This is a genomic window from Streptomyces sp. NPDC002926 (assembly GCF_053591755.1).
Window position 1 is genome coordinate 624,216 of record NZ_JBSFUK010000002.1, and the last position, 23,892, is coordinate 648,107.

17 protein-coding genes and 2 pseudogenes are annotated in these 23,892 nt (G+C 69.4%); 10 read left to right on the plus strand and 9 right to left on the minus strand.

Annotation, left to right across the window (positions count from 1 at the left end):
• Positions 1–52 precede the first annotated feature (52 nt).
• From ACWDZ6_RS06220 to ACWDZ6_RS06230, 3 genes and pseudogenes are all read left to right on the plus strand, one after another.
• Positions 53–2,572: pseudogene (locus tag ACWDZ6_RS06220) on the plus strand (PQQ-dependent sugar dehydrogenase).
• Positions 2,573–2,663: 91 nt separating this feature from the next.
• Complete coding sequence (locus tag ACWDZ6_RS06225) at positions 2,664–3,533, plus strand: NUDIX hydrolase (RefSeq protein WP_389179272.1); 870 nt, start codon at positions 2,664–2,666, stop codon at positions 3,531–3,533.
• 376 nt (positions 3,534–3,909) lie between these two features.
• The gene (locus ACWDZ6_RS06230; protein WP_351455137.1) at positions 3,910–4,749 is read left to right on the plus strand and encodes an MBL fold metallo-hydrolase; all 840 of its coding nucleotides are present in this window, start codon (positions 3,910–3,912) and stop codon (positions 4,747–4,749) included.
• A gap of 315 nt (positions 4,750–5,064) precedes the next feature.
• Here the strand turns inward: ACWDZ6_RS06230 and ACWDZ6_RS06235 are convergent, their stop codons facing one another.
• Positions 5,065–5,739 (minus strand): Crp/Fnr family transcriptional regulator, encoded by a 675-nt coding sequence (locus tag ACWDZ6_RS06235; RefSeq protein WP_326651593.1) that lies wholly within the window; start codon positions 5,737–5,739, stop codon positions 5,065–5,067.
• A 293-nt stretch (positions 5,740–6,032) separates the two neighbouring features.
• Here ACWDZ6_RS06235 and nth point away from each other — a divergent pair, with 293 nt between their 5' ends.
• From nth to ACWDZ6_RS06250, 3 genes are all read left to right on the plus strand, one after another.
• Positions 6,033–6,851, plus strand: coding sequence for an endonuclease III (gene nth, locus ACWDZ6_RS06240; RefSeq protein ID WP_451501879.1), 819 nt, complete (start codon positions 6,033–6,035; stop codon positions 6,849–6,851).
• 82 nt (positions 6,852–6,933) lie between these two features.
• Positions 6,934–7,677: an NUDIX hydrolase gene (locus ACWDZ6_RS06245; RefSeq protein WP_451501923.1), complete on the plus strand. Its 744-nt coding sequence runs from the start codon at positions 6,934–6,936 to the stop codon at positions 7,675–7,677.
• A 65-nt stretch (positions 7,678–7,742) separates the two neighbouring features.
• Positions 7,743–8,942, plus strand: coding sequence for a MarP family serine protease (locus tag ACWDZ6_RS06250; protein WP_451501880.1), 1,200 nt, complete (start codon positions 7,743–7,745; stop codon positions 8,940–8,942).
• 26 nt (positions 8,943–8,968) lie between these two features.
• On the opposite strand, the gene ACWDZ6_RS06255 is transcribed toward ACWDZ6_RS06250, so the two are convergent.
• From ACWDZ6_RS06255 to ACWDZ6_RS06285, 7 genes are all read right to left on the minus strand, one after another.
• Positions 8,969–9,157: a hypothetical protein gene (locus ACWDZ6_RS06255; protein WP_326651597.1), complete on the minus strand. Its 189-nt coding sequence runs from the start codon at positions 9,155–9,157 to the stop codon at positions 8,969–8,971.
• A gap of 200 nt (positions 9,158–9,357) precedes the next feature.
• Entirely contained in the window at positions 9,358–10,305 is a 948-nt protein-coding gene (locus tag ACWDZ6_RS06260) for an alpha/beta fold hydrolase (protein ID WP_451501881.1), read from the minus strand.
• Positions 10,306–10,432: 127 nt separating this feature from the next.
• Positions 10,433–10,882, minus strand: a complete 450-nt coding sequence (locus ACWDZ6_RS06265) for a phage holin family protein (protein WP_451501882.1) — start codon at positions 10,880–10,882, stop codon at positions 10,433–10,435.
• Between the two features lie 250 nt (positions 10,883–11,132).
• Entirely contained in the window at positions 11,133–12,530 is a 1,398-nt protein-coding gene (gene nhaA, locus ACWDZ6_RS06270) for a Na+/H+ antiporter NhaA (RefSeq protein WP_451501883.1), read from the minus strand.
• Between the two features lie 295 nt (positions 12,531–12,825).
• The gene (gene acs, locus ACWDZ6_RS06275; protein WP_451501884.1) at positions 12,826–14,781 is read right to left on the minus strand and encodes an acetate--CoA ligase; all 1,956 of its coding nucleotides are present in this window, start codon (positions 14,779–14,781) and stop codon (positions 12,826–12,828) included.
• A gap of 282 nt (positions 14,782–15,063) precedes the next feature.
• A complete protein-coding gene (locus tag ACWDZ6_RS06280; protein WP_451501885.1) occupies positions 15,064–17,439 on the minus strand; it encodes a bifunctional SulP family inorganic anion transporter/carbonic anhydrase in 2,376 nt (791 codons plus the stop codon).
• 564 nt (positions 17,440–18,003) lie between these two features.
• Entirely contained in the window at positions 18,004–18,990 is a 987-nt protein-coding gene (locus ACWDZ6_RS06285; RefSeq protein ID WP_451501886.1) for an ATP-binding protein, read from the minus strand.
• 102 nt (positions 18,991–19,092) lie between these two features.
• On the opposite strand from ACWDZ6_RS06285, the gene ACWDZ6_RS06290 reads away from it, so the two are divergent.
• The gene (locus tag ACWDZ6_RS06290) at positions 19,093–19,923 is read left to right on the plus strand and encodes an oxidoreductase (RefSeq protein ID WP_451501887.1); all 831 of its coding nucleotides are present in this window, start codon (positions 19,093–19,095) and stop codon (positions 19,921–19,923) included.
• Positions 19,924–20,256: 333 nt separating this feature from the next.
• Here ACWDZ6_RS06290 and ACWDZ6_RS06295 read toward each other — a convergent pair whose 3' ends face one another.
• A complete protein-coding gene (locus ACWDZ6_RS06295) occupies positions 20,257–21,108 on the minus strand; it encodes an HAD family hydrolase (RefSeq protein WP_451501888.1) in 852 nt (283 codons plus the stop codon).
• Positions 21,109–21,588: 480 nt separating this feature from the next.
• On the opposite strand from ACWDZ6_RS06295, the pseudogene ssd reads away from it, so the two are divergent.
• The 3 genes and pseudogenes from ssd to ACWDZ6_RS06310 form a co-directional block, all read left to right on the plus strand.
• Positions 21,589–22,104: pseudogene (gene ssd / locus ACWDZ6_RS06300) on the plus strand (septum site-determining protein Ssd); the annotation flags it as partial.
• Positions 22,105–22,337: 233 nt separating this feature from the next.
• Complete coding sequence (locus ACWDZ6_RS06305) at positions 22,338–23,414, plus strand: tyrosine-type recombinase/integrase (protein ID WP_451501889.1); 1,077 nt, start codon at positions 22,338–22,340, stop codon at positions 23,412–23,414.
• Position 23,415: 1 nt separating this feature from the next.
• The gene (locus ACWDZ6_RS06310) at positions 23,416–23,763 is read left to right on the plus strand and encodes a helix-turn-helix domain-containing protein (RefSeq protein ID WP_451501890.1); all 348 of its coding nucleotides are present in this window, start codon (positions 23,416–23,418) and stop codon (positions 23,761–23,763) included.
• Positions 23,764–23,892: the final 129 nt, after the last annotated feature.

Here is a 23,892-nt window from a genome sequence, read left to right on the forward strand (position 1 = left end):
GTCGCGCAGAGCGATCAGCGCTCTCGTGGCCGCGGCCACAGCAGCGTTAACCATGGCCCTGCCGACTGTGAGCAACGCCCGGCCCACCGCCGCCGGGACAGCGGTCGTCAAGGCCGCGCCGGTCCGGTACGAAGCCGAAACGGCGACGATCTCGCAGGGCGTTGTCGAGTCCAACCACGCCGGCCACTCCGGCGCCGGCTTCGTCAACTACAACGCCGTGACAGGCGCGTACGTGGAGTTCACCGTCGACTCCGCGCAGGCAGCCAACGCCGAACTGGACTTCCGCTACGCCAACGGCACCGCGGCAAGCCGTCCGCTGGACATCACCGTGAACGGCACCAACGTCGCCGACGACCTCGCCTTTCCCGGCACCGGCGCCTGGACCACCTGGAAGACCGCCACCGTCGACGCGGCGCTCAAGGCGGGCAGCAACAGGATCCGAGCGACCACGGTCGCGGGCGACGGCCCCAACCTGGACAGGCTCACCGTCACCGCGAGCGGCCCTGCCGACACCGAGAAGCCCACACCGCCCGCGAACCTGCGCAAGGACAAGGAGCCGACGGCGAGCACAGTCTCGCTGGCCTGGGACGCGTCCACCGACAACGTCAAGGTCGTCGGCTACGACATCTATCAGCACGGCCAGCTGATGAAGCAGGTCGACAGCGGCACCCTGGCCGCCACGGTGGGGAACCTCAACCCCGAGACCTCGTACGACTGGACCGTGTTCGCCCGTGACGCCGCGGCCAATGTCTCGGCCGCGAGCAACGCCGTCACCATCGCGACGCTGCCCGCGCCGCCGGACAACGAGGCGCCGAGCACTCCGGGCAATCTGCGCTCCACCGGCAGGACCGCTACCAGTGTCGACCTCGCCTGGAACGCCTCCACGGACAATGTGAAGGTCACCGGGTACGAGATCCAGCGCGACGGCGCGGTCACCGGAACCTCCGATTCCGCCTCGACGACCGTCGCGGGCCTGAAGGCCGACACCGCCTACAGGTTCAAGGTCAGGGCTTTCGATCTCAAGGGCAACAAGTCGGAGTTCAGCCCGGAGATCACCGTCACCACCGGCGGCAGCCGGCCCGGCGGGGTCCCCGACCCGGGCACGGTCTCCACCCTCGCCGGCGGTGTGGATGTCGCCTGGGGCCTGGGCTTCCTGCCCGACGGCTCCGGCGTCTACACCGAGCGGAACACCTTCAACGTCTACAGGCTGACGAAGTCCGGCCGGAAGACGCTGATCGGCAAGGTCCCCAACGCCGTGACCACGGGCGGCGAGGGCGGTCTGCTGGGAATCGAGATCAGCCCCGGCTTCAACACCGACCACTACCTCTACTTCACCCACACCGCCTCCGAGGGCAACCGCATCGTGCGGATGAAGTACGAGAACAACGCGCTGAGCGACTACAAGATCCTGCTCCAGGGCATGGAGAAGAGCCGCTTCCACAACGGCGGCCGGCTGCGCTTCGGCCCCGACGGCAAGCTGTACGCCTCCATGGGCGACGCGCAGAGCGGCAGCCGGGCGCAGGACAAGAACTCGCTCAACGGCAAGATCCTGCGCATCAACGCGGACGGCACCATTCCGTCGGACAACCCGTTCGGCAACGCCGTCTGGAGCCTCGGCCACCGCAACCCGCAGGGCCTCGACTTCGACTCCCAGGGCCGGCTCTGGCAGGCGGAGTTCGGCAACAGCACTATGGACGAGGTCAATCTCATCCTGAAGGGCGGCAACTACGGCTGGCCCAACTGCGAGGGCACGAGCGGGAGTTGTTCCGGCTACATCGCTCCCAAGAAGACCTGGCCGACCAGCCAGGCCTCACCCAGCGGCCTGACGATCATCAACGACTACGTCTTTGTCGCCACCACCGTCGGCCGGCGCGTCTACCGGCTGCGCATCGACGCGAGCAGCAACCTGGTCGAGCAGAAGGCGTACTTCCAGGGGACGTACGACCGGCTTCGTACGGTCGAGGTCGACCATGACGGCGACATCTGGCTCACCACGTCCACGGACAAGGACGGCACCAACGGCAACGACCGGGTACTGCTCATCGACATCGTCTACTCGGGCGGCAGTCCGCAGCCCGGCGATCTCAAACTGACCAGCAGCGCCTTCAACGACAACGCCGACATCCCGGCGAAGTACACCTGCGCCGGGGACGGCACCGCGGGCCGGGATCCGTCGCCGCCACTGGCGTGGGGCGCGGGAGATTCCGCGGCGAAGAGCTACGCGATCGTCTTCGCGGATATCGCCGACAACGGCAACAAGCTGCACTGGGCGATCCGGGACGTACCGGCGTCGAAGCTCTCGCTTCCGGAGGCGCTGGGGTCCGGTTTCAATGTCCCTGGCCAGGACGGCGCGAAGTAGAAGGCGATGGGCAGCGGGGCGAACGCGCAGCAGTTCTTCGGCCCGTGTCCGGGCGGCTCCACCCACCCGTACTCCTTCGCGCTGTACGCGGTGAACGCGACGACCGTACCGGCGCTGACCTCGGGCTCGACGATGGTCCAGATCGAGACGGCGATCAAGAACGCGAGCACCGCGAGTGTGAAGCTGCGCGGTAGCTCCAATGCCGGTACGTAAGCGCCGAACGCCGGTATGCGAGTGATCGGGGGGCGGCCCGTTTCACCGGCCGCCCCTCGAACATCACGGCGGATGCGCATAGCATCCGCCCATGTCCAATGGTCAGTGGTACCCGCCGGAGTGGCCGGACCGTATTCGCGCGCTCGCGAGCGGTGAGATCACCGCGGTGACGCCGAAGCGGGCGGCGACCGTGATGCTGCTGCGCGACACGGCGGACGGCCCCGCCGTGCACATGCTGCGCCGACGCGCCTCCATGGCCTTCGCGTCAGGCGCGTACGTGTATCCGGGCGGCGGCGTGGACGAACGCGACGACGATCACCTGGTCCGGTGGGCGGGCCCGTCGCTCACCGCATGGTCGTCCCGTCTGGGCACCGGCCCTGCCGAGGCCCAGGCCATCGTGTGCGCGGCGGTGCGGGAGACGTACGAGGAGGCGGGCGTCCTGCTCGCGGGCCCGACGCCCGACACCGTCGTCGGCGACACGACGGGCGACGACTGGGAGGCGGACCGCCAGGCGCTGGTCGACCGCGACCTGTCCTTCGCGGACTTCCTGGACCGCCGGGGTCTGGTGCTGCGCTCGGACCTGCTGGGCGCGTGGGCGCGGTGGATCACTCCGGAGTTCGAGCCGCGCCGGTACGACACATGGTTCTTCGTGGCGGCACTCCCCGAGGGCCAGCGGACACGGAACGCCTCGACGGAGGCGGACCGCGCGGTCTGGATCCGCCCTCAGGAGGCGACGGCGGGCTACGACAAGGGTGACCTGCTGATGATGCCGCCGACGGTCTCCACCTTGCGGGCGTTGCAGCAGTACGCCACGGCGGCGTCGGCGCTGGCAGCGGCGGGGGAACAGGAGCTGACCCCGGTCCTGGCCCGGGCGCGGCTGGAGGAGGGGGAACTGGTGCTGAGCTGGCCGGGCCACGACGAATTCACGAAACACATCCCGACGGGGGGCGGCGCGCAGTGACACGGGGCGGCAGGGCACGGCTGACGGTGCGTGGGAGGCAGGCGGCTCGCGCCGGGCGTGCGGCGGGTGTCGGGCCGGTTCCGGGGCCGCCCGTGGGGGCCTGCGGCCGTGCCGGGTGTGCGTCGGGGTCGCGGCGTGGCGCTGTGCCGCCGCTGACACCGACCACTGCCGTCGCGGGAATCCAGCCGCCGACCGGGCCCGGGGCTGCTGTCCGCCGCACCGCGTGTGCGGCGGTGTCGCCGCTCCCGCGGCGCGGTGGCACGCGCCTGCGTGCGTCGGCCGCGGGCCGCGCCGGGCGGGCGTGGCAGTCGCTCCTGTCGCAGCGCCCCGCGGCGAAGCCGCTCACCGTAATCGTCGGCCACCCCGGAGGTGCGCGATGACCGACGCCGCCGCGCTGCCCGGGCAGCCACGTGGTGGTGCGCTCTCCGGGCCCGCCACCGCCCGTGCCGTCAATGTCCTCGCGCCCAATGCCTCCGCGATGACCCTCGACGGCACCAACACCTGGATCGTCTCCGAGCCCGACTCCGAGCTCGCCCTCGTCATCGACCCCGGACCTCTGGACGACATACATCTCCAGGCCGTCATCGCCACCGCCGAGAAGGCGGGCAAGCGGGTCGCCCTGACCCTCCTCACCCACGGCCATCCGGACCACGCCGAGGGCGCCGCGCGCTTCGCCGAGCTGACGCGCACGAAGGTGCGCGCCCTCGACCCCGCGCTGCGGCTCGGTGACGAGGGGCTTGCCGCCGGGGACGTGATCACCACCGGCGGGCTCGAGATGCGCGTCGTCCCCACGCCCGGCCACACCTCCGACTCGCTCTGCTTCCACCTCCCCGCGGACCGGGCCGTACTGACCGGTGACACGGTCCTCGGGCGCGGCACGACTCTTGTCGCGCACCCGGACGGGAGGCTCGGCGACTACCTCGACTCCCTCCGCCGGCTGCGCTCGCTCACGGTGGACGACGGGGTGCATACGGTGCTGCCGGGTCACGGTCCGGTGCTCGACGACGCCCAGGGCGCGGTGGAGTTCTATCTGGCACACCGCGCGCACCGCCTCGCCCAGGTGGAGACGGCCGTCGAGAGCGGTCACCTCACCGCGGCCGAGGTGGTCGCGCACGTCTACGCGGACGTGGACAGGTCGCTCTGGCCGGCGGCAGAGCTGTCGGTGCGGGCGCAGCTGGAGTACCTCCGCGAGCACGGCCTGATCGAACAGGGCTAGGAGCGGCGCGACCCGCGCAGGGTCGGGCGGGGAGGCTTCGGCCCCTGGACGGCGATGTACTCCGGCCCGGGCCGGAGGCGGGCAGCGGCACCGCCCACGGCCGCCGAGCGCGCAGCACCGGCCCACGGCCGCCCATGCCGCGTCGGCTCGGTCCGCGGCGGCGCGGATCCGCGTCAGGCGTGGCCCTGGTGGCCGCCGCGACCCGCTCGCACCGCCGCGGTCACGGCCGGGCCGGAACTCCTACGAGAAGGGCCGCCCCGGAGTCGACCGGGGCGGCCCTTGCCGTATGTCTGATGACCGGGTGCTGTCCGGTGACTAGCGCGAGCGCTTCGCGAGGCGCTCCACGTCCAGGAGGATCACCGCACGCGCCTCCAGCCGCAGCCAGCCGCGCTGCGCGAAGTCCGCGAGCGCCTTGTTCACGGTCTCGCGGGAGGCGCCGACCAACTGGGCCAGCTCTTCCTGCGTCAGGTCGTGCACGACGTGGATGCCCTCTTCCGACTGCACACCGAAGCGGCGCGACAGGTCGAGGAGCGCGCGGGCCACGCGGCCAGGGACATCGGAGAAGACCAGGTCGGACATCTGGTCGTTGGTTTTGCGCAGCCGGCGTGCGACAGCGCGCAGCAGGGCCGTGGCCACCTCGGGCCGCACGTTCAGCCAGGGCTGCAGATCGCCGTGGCCGAGGCCGAGGAGCTTGACCTCGGTCAGGGCGGTGGCGGTCGCGGTACGCGGGCCCGGGTCGAAGAGGGACAGCTCGCCGATCAGCTCGCCCGGGCCGAGGACGGCGAGCATGTTCTCGCGGCCGTCGGGGGACGTGCGATGGAGCTTGACCTTGCCTTCGGTGACCACGTAGAGGCGGTCGCCCGGGTCGCCCTCGTGGAAGAGCGCATCGCTACGGGCGAGCGTCACTTCACTCATCGAGGCGCGGAGCTCCGCGGCCTGCTCATCATCGAGCGCCGCGAAGAGCGGGGCGCGCCGCAGAACGTCGTCCACGAGTTCTCTCCTTGTCGACCTGCTCAGGGACCGTGGCCCCATGATGCCGGACCACGCAGTGCTAGCCCGGAGGCAACCCCCGGACCCCAGGCAAGTAAATATTCGTGCGATCAATCACAACAAGTTTGACGCACTGGGGTGCCTGTTCGTGCGGCGGGGGCCCGATTGGGTCCTGATTGCCGGTGACCGGGGCGGATGTCGGTGGGGCCCCTTAGGCTGGCCGGGTGTCCAATTCGCCGGTGAGAGCGCAGGCCAAGGGGGCCGGAAGAGTGTCCGGAAAGCAAAATTCCGCCGTGGGCGAACAGTCGTCGTCCAGTCTCAAGAAACCGACAAATATGCCCAAAGCGGAATCAAGGCTGGCCATGGTCCGCCGCGCGCGCCGGATCAATCGGGAGCTCGCCGAGGTCTATCCGTACGCTCACCCGGAGCTGGACTTCGTCAATCCCTTTCAGCTGCTCGTCGCCACGGTCCTGTCCGCCCAGACGACCGACCTGAGGGTGAACCAGACCACGCCCGCGCTCTTCGCCAAGTACCCCACGCCCGAGGACATGGCCGCTGCCGTGCCCGAGGAGCTGGAGGAGATCATCCGCCCGACGGGCTTCTTCCGGGCCAAGGCGAAATCCCTCATCGGCCTGTCCGCCGCCCTCCGGGACAACTTCGGCGGCGAGGTTCCGGGCCGGCTGAAGGATCTGGTGACGCTGCCCGGAGTCGGCCGCAAGACGGCGAACGTGGTCCTGGGAAATGCATTCGGTGTCCCGGGGCTGACTGTCGACACGCACTTCGGCCGCCTGGTGCGCCGCTGGAAGTGGACCGAGCAGGAGGACCCGGAAAAGGTCGAGGCGGAGATCGCGGCGATCTTCCCGAAGTCCGAGTGGACCATGCTCTCGCACCGGATCATCTTCCACGGCCGACGTATCTGCCACGCCCGCAAGCCCGCCTGCGGCGCCTGCCCCATCTCGCACCTCTGCCCGTCGTACGGGGAGGGCGAGACGGACCCCGAGAAGGCGAAGAAGCTGCTCAAGTACGAGCTGGGCGGTCAGCCGGGCCAGCGGCTGAGCCCGCCGCCGGACTACCCGGGCGCATCCGCGCCGCCCCCGGGGGCCGCCGGGTGACGCCGCGCCCCGAACCGCACGCCGGACGATTCACGGAACGATCCACGCGCCTCGAGGCGTTGTGCACGAGGGGATGCCGATGATGCGCGCTGGAGAAGAGACGTACAACAAGACGCAGGACGAGACGTACGAGAAGAGCTACGACGGGCGATACGACGGCGATGTGGCCGTCACGACCGAGGGCCTGCCCGAGTGGCTCGACCCCGTCGTGCGCGCCGCCCGCACCGTCGAGCCGGAGCAGCTCAGCCGCTTCCTGCCGCCCGAGAGCGGCCGGGGCAGGCAGTCCGCTGTCCTGATCCTTCTCGGCGACGGCGCCAAGGGCCCCGAGCTGCTCCTCATGGAGCGTGCGAGCAGCCTCCGCTCGCACCCGGGGCAGCCCTCCTTTCCGGGCGGCGCACTCGACCCGGAGGACGGCGACCCGGCCACCACGGGCCCGCTGCGCGCCGCGCTCCGCGAGGCCGAGGAGGAGACCGGCCTCGACCCGGCCGGTGTCCAGATCTTCGGCGTGCTGCCGAGGCTCTACATCCCGGTGAGCAGTTTCGTCGTCACACCCGTATTGGGTTGGTGGCGCATCCCGAGCCCCGTCGGAGCTGTCGATCCCGCGGAGACCGCGAGGGTCTTCACGGTGCCCGTGGCGGATCTCACGGACCCTTCCAACCGGGCGACCGCCGTGCACCCGAGCGGTCACAGCGGGCCGGCATTCATGGTCGAAGGGGCTCTGGTCTGGGGTTTCACCGCCGGTGTCATCGACCGGATCCTGCATTTCGCCGGATGGGAGAGACCATGGGACCGCGCCAAGCAGGTCCCCTTGGACTGGCGCTCATGAAAGTCTGATCCCCAGCCGCTCCAGCCGGACGGAGCATACGGCGACGAACTGCGAGGCTATTGACGGTGAACGTGCTGGACATCCTGCTGCTGGTCGCAGCCGTGTGGTTCGCGATCGTCGGCTATCGCCAGGGCTTCGTCGTCGGCATCCTGTCGGTGATCGGTTTCCTCGGCGGTGGCCTTGTAGCGGTCTATCTGCTCCCCGTCATCTGGGGCCAGCTGACCAACGACTCCGATGTGTCGACGACGGCCGCGGTCGTCGCCGTGGTGATCGTGATCGTCTGTGCCTCGGTGGGCCAGGCCTTCACCACCCACCTCGGCAACAGACTGCGCCGGTTCATCACGTGGTCGCCCGCCCGCGCGCTGGACGCGACCGGTGGCGCGGTGGTCAACGTGGTCGCGATGCTGCTGGTCGCCTGGCTGATCGGCTCCGCGCTGGCCGGCACGTCCCTGCCCACGCTCGGGAAGGAGGTCCGTAACTCCAAGGTGCTGCTCGGCGTCTCCAGGGTGATGCCCAGTCAGGCCAACACCTGGTTCGCGGACTTCTCCTCCGTCCTCGCGCAGAACGGCCTCCCGCAGGTCTTCAGCCCCTTCGCCAACGAGCCCATCACCGAGGTCCAGGCCCCGGACCCGGCGCTGGCGGGCAGCCCGGTCGCCGCCCGCGCCCAGCGGTCCATCGTCAAGGTCGTCGGTACGGCCCCGAGCTGCGGCAAGGTCCTCGAGGGCACCGGGTTCGTCTTCTCCGACCGCCGGGTGATGACCAATGCCCATGTCGTCGGCGGCGTCGACGAGCCGACCGTGCAGATCGGCGGCGAGGGCAGGCTGTACGACGCGAAGGTCGTGCTCTACGACTGGCAGCGCGACATCGCCGTACTGGACGTCCCCGACCTCAAGGCGCGGCCGCTCCTGTTCAGCGAAGCGGACGCGCGCAGCGGCAACGGCGCGATCGTCGCCGGCTTCCCGGAGAACGGCTCGTACGACGTGCGCTCGGCCCGTGTCCGCGGCCGGATCAACGCCAACGGCCCCGACATCTACCGCCGCAGCACCGTGCGCCGCGATGTCTACTCGCTCTTCACGACGGTCCGGCAGGGCAACTCCGGCGGCCCGCTGCTCACGCCGGACGGCAGGGTGTACGGCGTCATCTTCGCCAGGTCACTGGACGACCCGGACACCGGATACGCCCTGACGGCCGACGAGATCCGCGACGACATCACACGTGGCCTGAGCGCCAACCAGCAGGTCGACAGTCAGGGATGCGCGCTGTAGCGGCGGTGCGGAGGCGGAGCCGGGCGTCAGCCGCGGGTATGCCGCAATCGCGCCGAGACCCAGCGGGCCCGGCGCCTCAGGATGCGGGGAATGCCGATTCCCTGCCCCGGATGCTCATGGCCCTCGGCTTGAGGGCCACCCCTCTCGTGGGTGATCGGCCCAGCGGCCGAGCGGCGGTTGCGTGCTGCGTCACCGTAGTCGTGCGTCCAGCCCATACACCGACGTTTGCCCGTGCCCCATGGTCGGTAACCGCGTCAGGGGCGGCCAATTGGCCTATGCGCCAGGCATTTGGCTGCGTGTAGTACAAGCGTTCCATTGGCTTTATGGAATGTCCCGGTCGGGGTCCCGTCGGCGGGGTCCATCGTTCGAGACCAGCGTTCGAACCCCTCGGCCGGGCCCAGCGTTCGGGCTCGGTCTACCGGTCCGGCTCGGGGTCCTTCAGCCAGTTGATGAGCTCCGTCGAGAACGCCACCGGATCCTCCTCATGGGGGAAGTGACCCAGGCCGTCGAACAGCCGCCAGCGGTACGGCGCTTCCACGTACTCGCCCGACCCCGCCGCGCTGCGCGTACGGATCGCCGGGTCCAAGGAGCCGTGCAGATGCAGCGTCGGCACCCGGACCGGGCGCTTCATCCGGCGGTTGAACTGGATACCGTCCGGCCGCGCCATCGACCGCACCATCCACCGGTACGGCTCAAGCGAGCAGTGCGCCGTCGACGGGATGCTCATCGCCCGCCGGTAGACCTCGACCGCCTTCTCGTCCGGCAGCTGTGGCCCGGACCACTCCTGGATCAGCTTGCCCACCAAGGCCGCGTCGTCCGCGACGAGCTGACGTTCCGGAAGCCACGGTCGCTGGAAGCCCCAGATGTACGAACCGGCGCGGCTCTGCGAGAAGTCGGAGAGCATCGCCGAGCGCCAACGACGCGGATGCGGCATCGAGGAGACCGCGAGCCGGCGCACCAGCTTCGGCCGCATCACCGCAGCGGTCCACGCCAGATACCCGCCCAGGTCGTGTCCGACCAGCGCCGCGTCCGGCTCGCCCAGCGAGCGCACCACGCCCGTGATGTCGAGCGCCAGGTTCGCGGGGTCGTAGCCCCGCGGCGTACGGTCGCTGCCGCCCATGCCCCGCAGGTCCATCGCCACCGCCCGGAACCCCGCGTCGGCAAGCGCGGTCAGCTGATGCCGCCACGTCCACCAGAACTGCGGAAAGCCGTGGAGCAGCAGCACCAGCGGCCCGTCGCCCATCTCGGCGATGTGGAAGCGCGCACCATTGGCCGCCACGTCGCGGTGGGTCCAGGGACCGTCGAGGCGTACGGGGCTGCCAAGGCTGCCGAAGCCGCCGGGGTTGGTATCAGGGGCCGTCATGCAGACGAGCGTGCCACAACTGGACACCCGGCGTTTGCCAGGGCGGCCCGGATACGGACAACAGCCGGCCCCGGCCGCCGGCGCCGTCGGTGCTCACCGGCCTCCCGCGGGCCCGCCGGGCCCGGGCTCAGACGGAGATCCTGTCCTGCGCCGACCGGGGGTGCGGCTTGACGTTCTGCAGTACGGCCGCTGTCTGCTTGGCCGAAGCGATGGACCTCTCCGGCGGCTTGACCTTCTTGAACTTGGTGACGGCGAGCAGCGCCGCCAGCCCGGCCAGCACCAGGAACGCGCCGCCCACGATCAGGAACGACCAGGCGAGGCCGAGGCCCAGATTGTGGATCCCGTACGCCGCGGCGAAGCTCAGCACCGGCAGCGAGAAGAGCGCGAACACTCCCGCGATCGTGATGGCCGTTCCGCCGATGGCGCCACGCTTGACGTCCTGTCGCAGTTCCGCCTTGGCCAGGGCGATCTCGTCGTGCACAAGCGCGGACATCTCGGCGGTCGCCGAGGCGACCAACTGGCCGAGACTGCGGTCGGCGCCGACGGCGTTCACCGTGCTGTTGCCGGGGTCGCTCATCGCTGACTCCCTCTCCATCATCTACGGATCCGATGTCAGATCATGCCGGACTGCCGAGCATTGTGCCCCGTCAGGGGTCTTGTGGGGCTGCCGGTTTCCCGTCCGCCGCCGGGAAGTGGACGTCGGCCGTCGTCGTCCGGTCGGTGGACCTGCGACGGCTCGTCCGCCGAACGCGGTGCACGCCGGGACATATTCGGGCGTGGTGCTGGATGAGCCGGTGCTCGTCCGGCTCATGGCCGGATGCCTCGGATCAGGCCGGACTGTCGACTCCGCCGCGCGCCGTCCTCTCCAGTTCTGCCTTGCGACGGTGTTCCGCGGCCTTCTCCTCGTAGATCGCCGCCATCCGCAGGTGGTACTCGGGATTGTCCTGCTCGTAGATGTCGGGGATGCCGTCCTGGTCCTCGTCGCGCTCCTCGTCCTCGCACAGCGCCCGGTACTTGCGCACCCGCAGCTTGAGCAGAATCCCGGACAGCACGGCGGCGATCAGCGAGCCCATCAGGACCGCGGCCTTGACCTCGTCGGTCAGTGCCGCGTCGCCGGCGAAGGCGAGTTCGCCGATGAGCAGGGAGACGGTGAAGCCGATGCCGGCGAGTGAGGCGACGGCGAGGACGTCCGGCCAGGCGAGGTCGTCATTGAGCTCGGCCCTGGTGAAGCGTGCCGCCAGCCAGGTGCCGCCGAAGACGCCGACGGCCTTGCCCACCACCAGACCGAGGACGACGCCCAGGGTCTCCGGCTTGGTGAAGACATCGGTGAGCGCGCTGCCGGAAACGGTGACGCCCGCCGCGAAGAGCGCGAACAGCGGCACGGCGAGTCCCGCGGAGAGGGGCCGTACGAGGTGCTCGATGTGCTCGCCGGGGGAGTGGTCCTCGCCGTCCCGCTTGGTACAGCGCAGCATCAGGCCCATCGCGACGCCGGCGATGGTGGCGTGGACACCGCTGTTGTACATCAGCCCCCAGATGACCAGGGCCAGCGGCACGTATACGTACCAGCCGCGCACTTCCTTGCGCAGCAGCAGCCAGAACAGGGCGAGCCCGATCACGGCCCCGCCGAGCGCGGCGAAGTTCAGTGAGTCGGTGAAGAAGACAGCGATGATCAGGATCGCGAAGAGGTCGTCGACGACGGCGAGGGTCAGCAGGAACGCGCGCAGCGCGGACGGCAGCGAGGTGCCGATGACCGCGAGGACGGCGAGCGCGAAGGCGATGTCGGTGGCGGTCGGGACGGCCCAGCCGGCGGTGGATCCGCCGCCGATGACGGCGGTGAGGGTGTAGACGAGTGCGGGCAGCGCCATGCCGCAGATCGCGGCGACCACGGGGAGGGCGGCCGCCTTGGGGTCGCGCAGTTCACCGGCGACCAGTTCGCGCTTGAGCTCGATGCCCGCGACGAAGAAGAAGATGGCGAGCAGCCCGTCGGCGGCCCAGTGCTGGACCGAGAGGTCGAGGCCGAGGGAGGCCGGGCCGATGTGGTAGTCGCTTACGGCTTCGTAGCTCTCGCTCAGCGGGGTGTTCGCCCACACCAGCGCGGCGATCGCGGCCACCAGGAGGAGTACGCCGCCAACGGTCTCGGTGCGCAGCGCGTCCGCCACGTACGTCCGCTCGGGCAGCGAAAGGCGCCCGAGGAACTTGCGGTTGGTGGGGCTGGGCGCGGCCACGTCGTGGGACCTCCGGTCGGGTGGGCAGGGCAGAGCACATGCCGACCAGACTTCCCGGCGCACCTGGTTTCGCTGTCGCGCTATTGACGCGGTTGTCACTTTACCCAAGAGCGCAAGGGCGTATCCGGTGACCTTCACTTTAGGTGCATAGGGGGCGCATGGCGCGATACCGCCCTGCGTATGCCCGTAGTGCGAACCGCCGCACCGGGTCCGCATGTACATGACCCCAAACCCGCCCAGCCCGCCCAGGGGGAAGGGGCCCGTCCGCGCGGGCTCCTTCCCTCTGCGCCGGCTCTCAGTCCTCGCTGGCCGCGCTCGGCAGCCTCGACTGGATCAGGTCCATCACCGACGAGTCGGTGAGCGTGGTGACATCGCCCAGCTGACGGTTCTCGGCAACGTCACGCAGCAACCGGCGCATGATCTTGCCGGAGCGCGTCTTCGGCAGCTCCGCCACGGGCAGCACCCGCTTCGGCTTGGCGATCGGGCCGAGCGTCGCGCCCACGTGGTTGCGCAGGTCGTTCACGAGGTTCTCGTCCTCGCTCGCCGTACCGCGCAGGATCACGAAGGCAACGATCGCCTGACCGGTCGTCTCGTCCGTCGCGCCCACGACCGCCGCCTCGGCGACCTTCGGGTGCGAGACCAGGGCCGACTCCACCTCGGTGGTCGAGATGTTGTGACCGGACACCAGCATCACGTCGTCGACCCGGCCCAGCAGCCAGATATCGCCGTCGTCGTCCTTCTTGGCGCCGTCGCCCGCAAAGTACTTGCCCTGGAAGCGCGACCAGTACGTGTCGATGAAGCGCTGGTCGTCGCCCCAGATGGTGCGCAGCATCGACGGCCACGGCTCGGTGAGGACGAGATAGCCGCCGCCACCGTTGGGCACCTCGTTCGCCTCGTCGTCCACGACGGTCGCCGAGATGCCGGGCAGCGCGCGCTGCGCGGACCCGGGCTTGGTCTCGGTCACACCGGGCAGCGGCGAGATCATCATCGCGCCGGTCTCGGTCTGCCACCAGGTGTCCACGATCGGCGTCTTGCCGGCGCCGATGTTCTCCCGGTACCAGATCCACGCCTCGGGGTTGATCGGCTCACCGACCGATCCGAGGATGCGCAGACTGCTCAGGTCGAATTTGGCGGGGATGTCGTCACCCCACTTCATGAACGTGCGGATCGCGGTCGGCGCCGTGTAGAGGATCGTGACGCCGTACTTCTGGATGATCTCCCAGAAGCGGCCCTGGTGCGGGGTGTCGGGCGTGCCCTCGTACATCACCTGTGTCGCGCCGTTGGCCAGCGGCCCGTACACGATGTACGAGTGTCCGGTCACCCAGCCGATGTCGGCTGTGCACCAGAAGACGTCCGACTCCGGTTTGAGGTCGAAGACGGCGTTGTGGGTGTAGGCCGCCTGGGTGAGATAGCCGCCGGAAGTGTGCAGGATGCCCTTCGGCTTACCCGTGGTGCCGGAGGTGTAGAGGATGAAGAGCGGGTGCTCCGCCTCGAAGGCCTCCGGGGTGTGCTCCGCGGACTGGCGGGCGACGATCTCGTGCCACCACACATCGCGGCCCTCGGTGATCGCTGTGTCCTGGCCGGTACGCCGGATCACCAGGACATGCTCCACCTGCGGGCACTTGGCGACGGCCTCGTCGATCGCGGGCTTGAGCGCGCTCGGCTTGCCGCGGCGGTAGCCGCCGTCCGCGGTGATGACCAGCTTGGCGTCGGCGTCCTGGATACGGGAGGCGACGGCGTCGGCCGAGAAGCCGCCGAAGACCACCGAGTGGGCGGCGCCGATACGGGCGCACGCCAGCATCGCCACCACGGCCTCGGGGATCATCGGGAGGTAGACGGCGACCCGGTCGCCCTTGACGACTCCCAGCTCGGTGAGGGCGTTCGCGGCGCGCGAGACCTCGTCCTTGAGTTCGGCGTAGGTGACGGCCCGGCTGTCGCCGGGCTCGCCCTCGAAGTGGATGGCGATCCGGTCGCCGTTGCCCGCTTCGACATGGCGGTCCACGCAGTTGTACGCGACGTTGAGCTTGCCGTCGGCGAACCACTTCGCGAACGGTGGGTTGGTCCAGTCGAGGGTCTCGGTCGGTTCGGTGGCCCAGGTGAGCCGGCGCGCCTGCTCGGCCCAGAAGCCAAGCCTGTCCGCCTCGGCCTGCTCGTACGCCTCCGCCGTCACGTTGGCGTGTGCGGCCAGCTCGGCCGGAGGCGCGAACCGCCGCTCCTCCTTGAGCAGGTTGGCCAGGCTTTCGTTGCTCACGACATCTCCCTTTCCCAGGGCGTCCTATATGCCTATGTGTCCCGAGCCATAGCTCATCAGCCGACGGGCCCAGACACAAGGGCCTGCCGAAAATTGGTTTAGACCTGTAAGTGCCCCTCCTCCCCGGGCGGCGGGAAAGAGGGGCCATACGTTCTCACGGACAGGACGGGTGAGCGGTTCAGGCGCGGTGTTTCAGGCCGGCGATTCGGGCGGGCGGTTCAGGCGCGTTTCCAGGGCGTGGATTCAGGCGGGCGGTTCAGGGTGTGGTTCCGGGCGGGCGGTTCAGGCTTGCGACTTCTCGAGGGCCGAGGGCGTGGGGGCGACCCGGTCGAAGACCTCGTCGATCTCGTGCTCGTCGCTGCTCGCGAGCAGGTACGCCTGGGCCTCGCCGACATGGAAGTACATGCCGTGCAGCTCCAGCGTGCCCTCGGCGAGCCGTCGGGCCACCGCCTCATGGGCACGCAGATGCTCCAACTGCTGGACCACATTGGTGAGACACAGCTGCTCCACCGCGTCGGCCGGCAGCCGCCCGGAGATCCTGGCCCAGGAGCGGTGCCGGCTCTTCATCCGCTCCAGACTCGGCAGCCCATGCCGCAGCCAGCGACGCAGCGGGGTCTGGGCGCCCGTGGGCGGAGTGCTCAGCAGGGCCTGCATCGCCCCGCACCCCGAATGCCCGCAGATGGTGATCGAGTCCACCTCCAGCACATCGACGGCGTACTCGATCGCGGCCGCCACCGAGTCGTCGCCACTCTCCGCGCCGGGCAGGGGCACCAGATTGCCCACATTCCGCACGGTGAACAGATCGCCCGGGCCGCTGGCCGTGATCATGCTGGTGACCAGGCGGGAATCGGCGCAGGTGAGGAAGAGCTGCGAGGGCTGCTGCCCCTCGCGGGCCAGTCGCGCCAGCTCGTCGCGCACCAGCGGAGCGGTATTGCGCTGGAACGAGCTGAGCCCATTGGCCAGTTGATGCGGCTTGGCACGTGGTGGGCGCTCGCCGCAGTGGTGGTTGCGCCAGGGCGTCCAGGGGCGACAGCAGCCGTGCGTCTCCGAGGCGGGCTCGCTGATCCGGCCCCCTGCCCGGCCGGTGAACTCCACCGTCCCGCCCTGCGCGATATGCGAGGTCTGCCAGTCGTGCAGCGCTTCGTACGCGGCATGGTCCATGAACGACCCGTCCAGTTCGACGACGCATTCGGCCTCCGGGGGGACCTGGGCCAGTGTCCGGCTCAGCCGGGGCACGGCGAGGAACGTCAACTGGCCGCGTGCCCGCACCCGGTGGACCCCCTCCTGCTCATCGGAGGTGATCCGGGTCCTGGTCAGCCTGTGCAGTGCGACGGCGACCGCCATCGCGATCCCGATCATCACGCCTTCCAGCACGCCGGTGACGACGACCGAGGCCAGTGTCACCGTGTACACCATCGTTTCGCGGTTCCGCTTCACGCTGCGCAGATGGGTGAGGCTGACCATCTGGACGCCCACGACCATCACCAGCGCGGCGAGGGACGCCAGCGGGATCAGATCCAGCACGGGCACCAGCAGCAGCGCGGCGACCGCGACCCACAGGCCGTGCAGCATCGTGGAGTTACGGCTCACACCGCCCGCGGACACATTGGCGGCGCTGCGTACGGCGACCCCGGTGACGGGGAGCCCGCCGAGCGCGCCGGAGACGATATTCGCCGCACCCTGGCCGGCCAGTTCCCGGTCGAGATGAGCGCGCGGAATGCGGACCGCCGGCTTCTTGCGGCCGGCCACCAGCTTGTCGACGGCGACCGCCGACAGCAGCGACTCCACGCTGCCCACCAAGGTGATGGTGAGCACGGCGGCGAGTAGGCCCAGCACCGGTCCCTCCGGCAGCTCCGGCAGGGCGTGGCTGCTCCAGGACGGAAGGTCGACGCGCGTCAGGTTCAGCCCGGCGACCGTGACGATGACGGTCGTGCCGGCCACTGCGGCGAGTGCGGCCGGGAGCTTCCGTACGATCCGGCCCGCGCGCCCAGGAATGCGCGGCCACAGCAGCAGTACGGCGACTGTCAGGATGCTGGCCGATACCGCGGCCGGATGGAGACCGGCCAACTGGGCGGGCAGAGCACGGACGTTGTCGACTGCGGAGCTCTGCGGGGTGCCGCCGAGAACGATATGGAGCTGGGCGAGGGCGATCGTGACGCCGATGCCGGCCAGCATGCCGTGCACGATCGCCGGGCTGACGGCGAGAGCCGATCGGGCCACCCGCAGGGCGGACAGCACGAGTTGGGTGAGTCCGGCGAGAACGGTGATGGCGCAGGTGGTGCGCCAGCCGTACCGGTGGATCAGATCGGCGGTGACCACGGTCAGTCCGGCCGCCGGGCCGCTGACTTGCAGCGGTGACCCGCCGAGCCGGCCGGCGACGATACCGCCGACTGCGGCCGCCACCAGCCCGGCCTGGAGTGGTGCGCCGGTGGCGAGTGCGATGCCGAGGGAGAGCGGCAGCGCGATCAGAAAGACGGAGATCGAGGCGGAGAAGTCGGCGCCCGCGATGGGGAATCGACGGCCACCGCCTTTGCCGCCGCCGTCGAGTGGCGGCGGACCGTGGGGGCGCTGGAAGCGCGAGATGAGAGACGTGCGGGGCTTGTTGTCCTTGGTCTTGCGTGAAGGGTCGTCTGTGCGAGTGGGGACGCAGGAAGACATGGTTCCCGTCTCCTCCGGGGCAGCGCGGTCGCGGAATGGGGGGACGCGGCCGTGGGTCACGGCGTGCAGCGGCGGGATACTCAACTCTCGGTAAATGGATCGTAATGCAGAGTAAAGAGTCTGGCATTAATTCCAGGGCAAATAGGGCATGCTTTCACCCGATCCAGTGACTAATCATCTGAATGCGTCACGTCGCACCTCCCTCTCGGCGTCGCGATGCGAGTTTGTCGACGCCGTATGTGGGTCGTCGTACAGACGTACCGACACCGAAAGAGGGTGGGCGGATGATGGCCGCTACGAAGAGGATCGCTGTCGCCGCTGTCGCCGCTGTCGCCGCTGTCGCCGCTGTCGCAACGGCGCTGATCGCGGGGCTGGCCGGCTGTTCCGGCGGGTCCGCCCGTAAGCACGGTGCCGCCGGTGCGAAGCGGGGCGCCGCGGGCCCCAGTAGCGCGGTGCGTCTTCTCGCTTCCTCAGCGGGCCCGGGCACCAGGGGCGCCGCGGCGCCTCCCGGGCCTCGAGGCGCCGCGCCCGGTCTCCCCCCGGTCGGCCCGGGGCGTCACTTCCTCAGCTGGGCTGGGGTACTGCCGCATGCTCGCCGAGCACGAAGCCGGGGTCGACCTGCGCAGCCAGATCGGCGCCGGTCTTCGCGTTCCCCCAGCTCTCCGCGTTCTTCAGGTGGAAGTGCACCATCTGGCGCGTGTAGCGCTCCCAGTCGCGGTCCTCGTACGAGTCCTCCGCGGCGTTCTGCAGGGCCTGCAGCGACATGCGGTTCTCCGCCTCCAACAGCTCGAAGCGCGGCGGCCGGCCCTTCTCCATCGCCCTGACCCAGTCGGAGTGGCCGACCGTGACGAGCAGGTCGTCGCCCGCCTCCTCGCGCAGGAAGTCCACGTCGTCCTGGCCCTGCACCTTGTTGCCGACGACCTTCAGCGCGATGCCGAAGTCCCGTGCGTACTCCTTGTACTGGCGGTAGACGGAGATGCCCTTGCGGGTCGGCTCGGCCACCAGGAACGTCATGTCGAAACGCGTGAACATCCCGGAGGCGAAGGAGTCCGAGCCCGCGGTCATGTCGACGACCACATACTCGTCCGGGCCGTCGACCAGATGGTTGAGGCAGAGCTCCACCGCGCCGACCTTGGAGTGGTAGCAGGACACCCCCAGATCGGAATCGGTGAAGGGGCCCGTCGCCATCAGCCGGATGTCCCCGTCGTCGAGGCGGACGGTGCGGGCGCAGGCCTCGTAGACCGGGTTGTCCTCATTGACGCGCAGCAGCCGCGAGCCCTCGCCGGGCGGCGTGGTCTTGATCATTGTCTCGGTGGAGGCGATCCGGGGGTTGGAGCCGCGCAGGTAGTCCTTGATGAGCGGCAGATGCGCGCCCATCGCGGGCAGCGCGGCGGCCTCGGACTCGTCGAGACCCAGTGCGGCCCCCAGGTGCTGGTTGATGTCGGCGTCCACCGCGACGACGGGGGCCTCATTGGCGGCGAGGTGGCGGATGAAGAGCGAGGACAGCGTGGTCTTGCCGCTGCCGCCCTTCCCTACGAAAGCGATCTTCATGTTCACCTAGGGTAGCGGCATGTACGCGCAGTGTGGTCGGAGTGCGTGAACAAGACCACTCCAAGGTGGGGCGCGCGCCACGGGCGCGTAGCCTCGCTACCTATGAGTACGAATGCCTCGTCGGTCGACCCCCTCGCCACTCTCGGATCCTTGCCGGGCGTCGCCGACTCCGTGGACTCCGTACGCAAAGCCGTCGACCGTGTCTACGGACACCGGGTCATGCGGCGCCGCAGCAATGAGGTCACCTCGGAAGCGGCATTGCGTGGAGCGCGCGGTTCCGCCGCGCTGTCTGGAGCGGACTGGGCCCTGGAGGAAGTACGCAGGCGCACCGACTTCGGTACCGAGGCCGAGGCGCGTACGGTCGGTGCGGCACTGCGGCTGACTGCCGAGGCCGGTCAACTGCTCTCCATCTGGCGGCAGTCGCCGCTCCGGGTGCTGGCCCGGCTGCATCTGGTCGCGGCCGGCGGTGCCGGCGTCGACGAGACGGTGGGCCGTCCGCGCCTGGCGGGCGAGGCGGTCGACGAGCCGCTGATCGACGCGCCGGTGCCGGACGCGGGCGAGGTCGCCGGCCGGCTGGACGGCCTGGCGGAGCTGATCATCGTGGGGAGTTCTGCGCCGGCGCTGGTGACGGCAGCCGTGGTGCACGGCGAGCTGCTGGCGTTGCGCCCCTTCGGCTCGTACAACGGTCTGGTCGCGCGGGCGGCCGAGCGCATCGTGCTGATCGGCAGCGGACTCGACCCCAAGTCGATCTGTCCGGCAGAGGTCGGCCACGCGGAGCAGGGCCGGGCGGCGTACGTCGCGGCCTTCGAGGGCTATCTCTCCGGAAAGCCGGAAGGCATGGCCGGCTGGATCGCGCACTGCGGGCGCGCGGTGGAGCTGGGGGTCCGGGAGTCGACGGCGGTGTGTGAGGCGTTGCAGCGCGGCGCTGCCTGAACTGCCTCTGAAAAACGCCCTGAACAGGGTTGCGGCGGTACCAATGGGTGGTACCGCCGCTGGCACGTCCGCCGAGTTACCAAGCGTCCTCGATATATTGCCCATCAGGTCGGGAACTCCTGCCCGTAACCTGGTGCGGCTGGCCCGTAATCGACGGGTCGACGTCGCGTGGGTGCTCAGTTTTCATGCGCGGTCCGTGGGCCTTCATGCGTTACAGGTGATCCTTTCGGATGTCCTTGGTCTCGCGGGCCGTTGAATCCTTTCTACTCCTGCTCGCGGTGAAGCGGAAGCCCTGGCTGCACATCTTTACTTTTAGGTTCAAATACGGGCGAATTAATATACGGCGGTGGCCTGCGCGGCCGCGGTGCGCCGACGGCTGGTGTACCAGACCAGGCCGGCGGTCGCGGCGGCCGCACCCACCGCGGCCATCGCGATCAGGGCGGGACGCGGCGGCATGGAGAACGCGGGTAGCCGCTGCTTCAGCCGCACCGGGCGATTGAAAACGAGAACCGGCCAGCCGCGCGAGGTCGCCTCGCGGCGCAGTGCGCGATCCGGATTTACGGCATACGGATGGCCGACAGACGCCAGCATCGGGACATCGGTGGCCGAGTCGCTGTATGCGTAACAGCGGGCCAGGTCGTATCCCTCCGACGCGGCCAGCTCCTTGATCGCTTCCGCTTTGGTCGGCCCGTACGCGTAATACTCCACTTCGCCCGTGAAGCAGCCGTCGTCGCCGACCACCATGCGAGTGGCCACCACCCGGTCGGCGCCGAGGAGCTCGCCGATCGGCTCGACGACCTCCGCGCCGGAAGTGGAGACGATGACGACGTCGCGGCCGGCCGTGTGATGCTCCTCGATGAGCGTCGCGGCCTCGTCGTAGATGATCGGGTCGATCAGGTCGTGGAGGGTCTCGGCGACGATCTCCTTGACCTGCTGGACGTTCCAGCCCTTGCAGAGCGCGGAGAGGTACTGGCGCATCCGCTCCATCTGGTCGTGGTCGGCGCCGCCCGCGAGAAAAACGAACTGGGCGTATGCGGTGCGTAGTACGGCGCGCCGGTTGATCAGCCCCCCTTGGTAGAAGGACTTGCTGAAGGTCAGAGTCGATGACTTCGCAATGACCGTCTTGTCCAGGTCAAAGAAGGCAGCTGCGCGAGGCAAGGAGTGGTTTTCCACGGGCCTGAGCATATGTGCCCGCCATTCGGCGTACGCTCGGGCGTGTGGGTTTGCCTGAGAAGGCTCTCGGGTACACCATGGAAGTCACGGATCGTTCGCGACCGTGCTAACCCGGTCCGGCTCCTCCCCCCCCGAGTCGGCCGGAGAGACGACCCCCGCTCTCCCCCCCGGCGGGGGTCGTCGCATGTCCGGACGCCTTTCGTCCGCCTTCTGCGATCGACTCCGATCATTCTTCCCACCCGCGTGCCGTGTCCGCCGGTGGGTTCCGCATAGCCCAAGTCGTGACTGTGCGTAGTGATTGTGCTGCTCTCGGGGAGTCACCGGTATGGGCTACGGAGTTATTCACAAGTGGCTAGTTGTCCACAGTTTTGCAGCAAGATCCACACGATTTTCCGGTGCGCTGCACGGTGATTCCACCCGCGTAGTTCGCGGACCGAAGGAATCGCAGATCTCGCCTTGAAGTGAGATCGAAGTAAGAGGGGCGTGGAGATCGTGGCTGGATCTATCACATCGCAACGGCCGCCGGTCGCCGAAGGGCGCCGGGACGGGCCGCTGATCGTCACCGAAGACGTGGAACTGCTCGACGATCTGCTGCGGCTGTGCGCCGCGGCCGGGGCCGAGCCCGACGTCCACCATTCGATGCCGGAGCGACGGGGAAGCTGGGAGGGCGCGCCACTGGTCCTGGTTGGCGACGACGCCGCCGCGCGCTGCCGAGGAGCGACCCGCAGACGCGGTGTGCTGCTCGTCGGGCACGACCAGGACGACCCGGACGTCTGGCGGCGGGCGGTCGAGATCGGGGCGGACTGCGTGCTGCGGCTGCCCGATGCCGAGAGCTGGCTCGTCGACCGGATCGCCGACGTGGTCGAAGGGGTCGGGCGGCCGGCGCTGACCGTCGGAGTGATCGGCGGACGCGGCGGAGCCGGTGCATCGACGCTGGCCTGCGCGCTGGCGGTGACCGCGGGCCGGGTCGGCCTTCGCACGATGCTCGTCGACGGCGACCCAAGTGGAGATCCGACGGGTTCCAACGACGGCTCGCTCAGTGTGTCGTTGCTGTTCACCCAGGTCGGAGCCTTGTGGGGCATGTTCACTCGATCGTGTGAGGTTCTGACGATTGCTGGCAGATTCCAGGAGCTATCCGCGTAATTTCGCAACTCGTGACAGATTCCAGGACTCGCCGCTTCTCGCTGATCACAGGTGGGGGCGGCACAGGCTCGTTGGATCAGGAGTCAGGGCTCGCTGACGTGCGCACGCTGCAGCGGCGGGCGAGCGAGTCGGCGTCGCCGGAGGCCGAGCGGGATCTGTACCAGGACACGCTCGCCGAGTACTGCTGGGCCAGGGACGTGGCAGGGCTAGCGCCCAGCACGCTACAGAAGCTCGTACAGCCCGTGGTGGAGGTGTGCTCGTTCTACAACGTCGTCCCGTGGCGCCTGACGTCGAAGGACCTGGACAAGTACTTCGCCGGCCCGGGCAAAGCACACCGGCACTCGACGACCCGCGCCAAGATGACGAAGATCGACGGATACTTCGCTTTCCTCGAACAGCGGTACGCGGGTGAGATCCTGCGGCGGTTCGGGGCGGCAGTCGAGTCGCCGATCGACGCGTTCAACCGTCCTTGCCACCGTGGCGACTTCGGCCTGCGCATCCCACCGTCGGCCCGAGACACACGGGATTTCTTCGCCTCCTGGCGGGACGCGCTGCCGACCGCGCGGAAGTACCCGGTGGCGGTCCGCAACTACGTGATGTCGAAGCTGACCTACATCTCTGGGGTGCGGGCCGCCGAACTCTGCGATGTCCGGCTCGGCGACATCCACTGGGATCACGGCCAGTGGGGACGCTTTCTCGTCCGCGGCAAGGGTGCCCGCGGTTCGGGGCCACGCGAGCGCGAGGCATTTCTGTTTGCAGAGGGTCGTCAACTGCTGTGGTGGTACATCGAGGACGTCCGTGGCGAGTTCCGTGACGACGCGAGTGATCCGCATGCGCCGCTGTTCCCGTCCGAGCGGCTGCCGGAGGCGATCGCCGCGCTGAACATGCCGATCGCGCCGGGCGTCTGTCCGGACACCTTCCGGCGGGCCCTCAAACTGGCCTCGCGCGAGCATCTGAGGGGCTCGGTCACCGGGCTGTTCCCGCACCTCCTGCGGCATGCTTGCGCAACCCACAATTATGAGGCTGGGATGCCTCTTTGGGATGTCCAGGTCCTGTTGGGTCATACCTGGGCATCGACCACGGTTGGATATCTGGCGACCGCCAAGGGAGACCCCGAGCGGCGGAGCCTGGAGTCGTCTCGGCGAGCGGTTCGCCGACTGAGCGGGGAGGCATGAAGTGAAGTGGAACCTGCGCTGGGTCGCGGCCCGGCGCGACATCTGGAGGCCGACTCAGCTGCAGGCTGCCTTCGCTGAGGTGGGCTTCACCCCCTCGTTGAGCAAGGTGGCCGCCCTGTGGTCGAACAAGCCGGTCACGGTCCGTCTCGACGACCTGGACATGATCTGCACCGCGCTGGACTGCACTGTCGCCGACCTTATGGAGGCCGAGCCGGTCGCCACCGTCGACAGCGAGCACGGTCCGCAGCGGAAGGCGGTCGGAGACGACGCGGGACCCGTGGCAGGCCCGGCACGGCCGATCCCCAAGCCCTCGACGGGCGGCCGGCGCCGGTCACTCCCTCCGAACTGAGGCACCGCGTTGCCTCCTCGACGTTCGCTGGGAAGCTGCCCACTCTGCGCCAGCTGGGGAGCTCTGACATACACCGGGCTCTGCCCGACCTGCATCCGCATGCGGCATCGGGCACGGGCCGGGGACGAG

What these genes read in the sequence shown, in the direction of transcription:
- ACWDZ6_RS06255 (WP_326651597.1), bottom strand. Translation starts at nt 9,157, where the DNA reads ATGGGCTGGACGCACGACTACGGTGACGCAGCACGCAACCGCCGCTCG.
- ACWDZ6_RS06295 (WP_451501888.1), bottom strand. Translation starts at nt 21,108, where the DNA reads ATGCTCAGGCCCGTGGAAAACCACTCCTTGCCTCGCGCAGCTGCCTTC.
- ACWDZ6_RS06265 (WP_451501882.1), bottom strand. Translation starts at nt 10,882, where the DNA reads ATGAGCGACCCCGGCAACAGCACGGTGAACGCCGTCGGCGCCGACCGC.
- ACWDZ6_RS06285 (WP_451501886.1), bottom strand. Translation starts at nt 18,990, where the DNA reads ATGAAGATCGCTTTCGTAGGGAAGGGCGGCAGCGGCAAGACCACGCTG.
- ACWDZ6_RS06290 (WP_451501887.1), top strand. Translation starts at nt 19,093, where the DNA reads ATGAGTACGAATGCCTCGTCGGTCGACCCCCTCGCCACTCTCGGATCC.
- ACWDZ6_RS06245 (WP_451501923.1), top strand. Translation starts at nt 6,934, where the DNA reads ATGCGCGCTGGAGAAGAGACGTACAACAAGACGCAGGACGAGACGTAC.
- ACWDZ6_RS06280 (WP_451501885.1), bottom strand. Translation starts at nt 17,439, where the DNA reads ATGTCTTCCTGCGTCCCCACTCGCACAGACGACCCTTCACGCAAGACC.
- ACWDZ6_RS06260 (WP_451501881.1), bottom strand. Translation starts at nt 10,305, where the DNA reads ATGACGGCCCCTGATACCAACCCCGGCGGCTTCGGCAGCCTTGGCAGC.
- ACWDZ6_RS06225 (WP_389179272.1), top strand. Translation starts at nt 2,664, where the DNA reads ATGTCCAATGGTCAGTGGTACCCGCCGGAGTGGCCGGACCGTATTCGC.
- ACWDZ6_RS06230 (WP_351455137.1), top strand. Translation starts at nt 3,910, where the DNA reads ATGACCGACGCCGCCGCGCTGCCCGGGCAGCCACGTGGTGGTGCGCTC.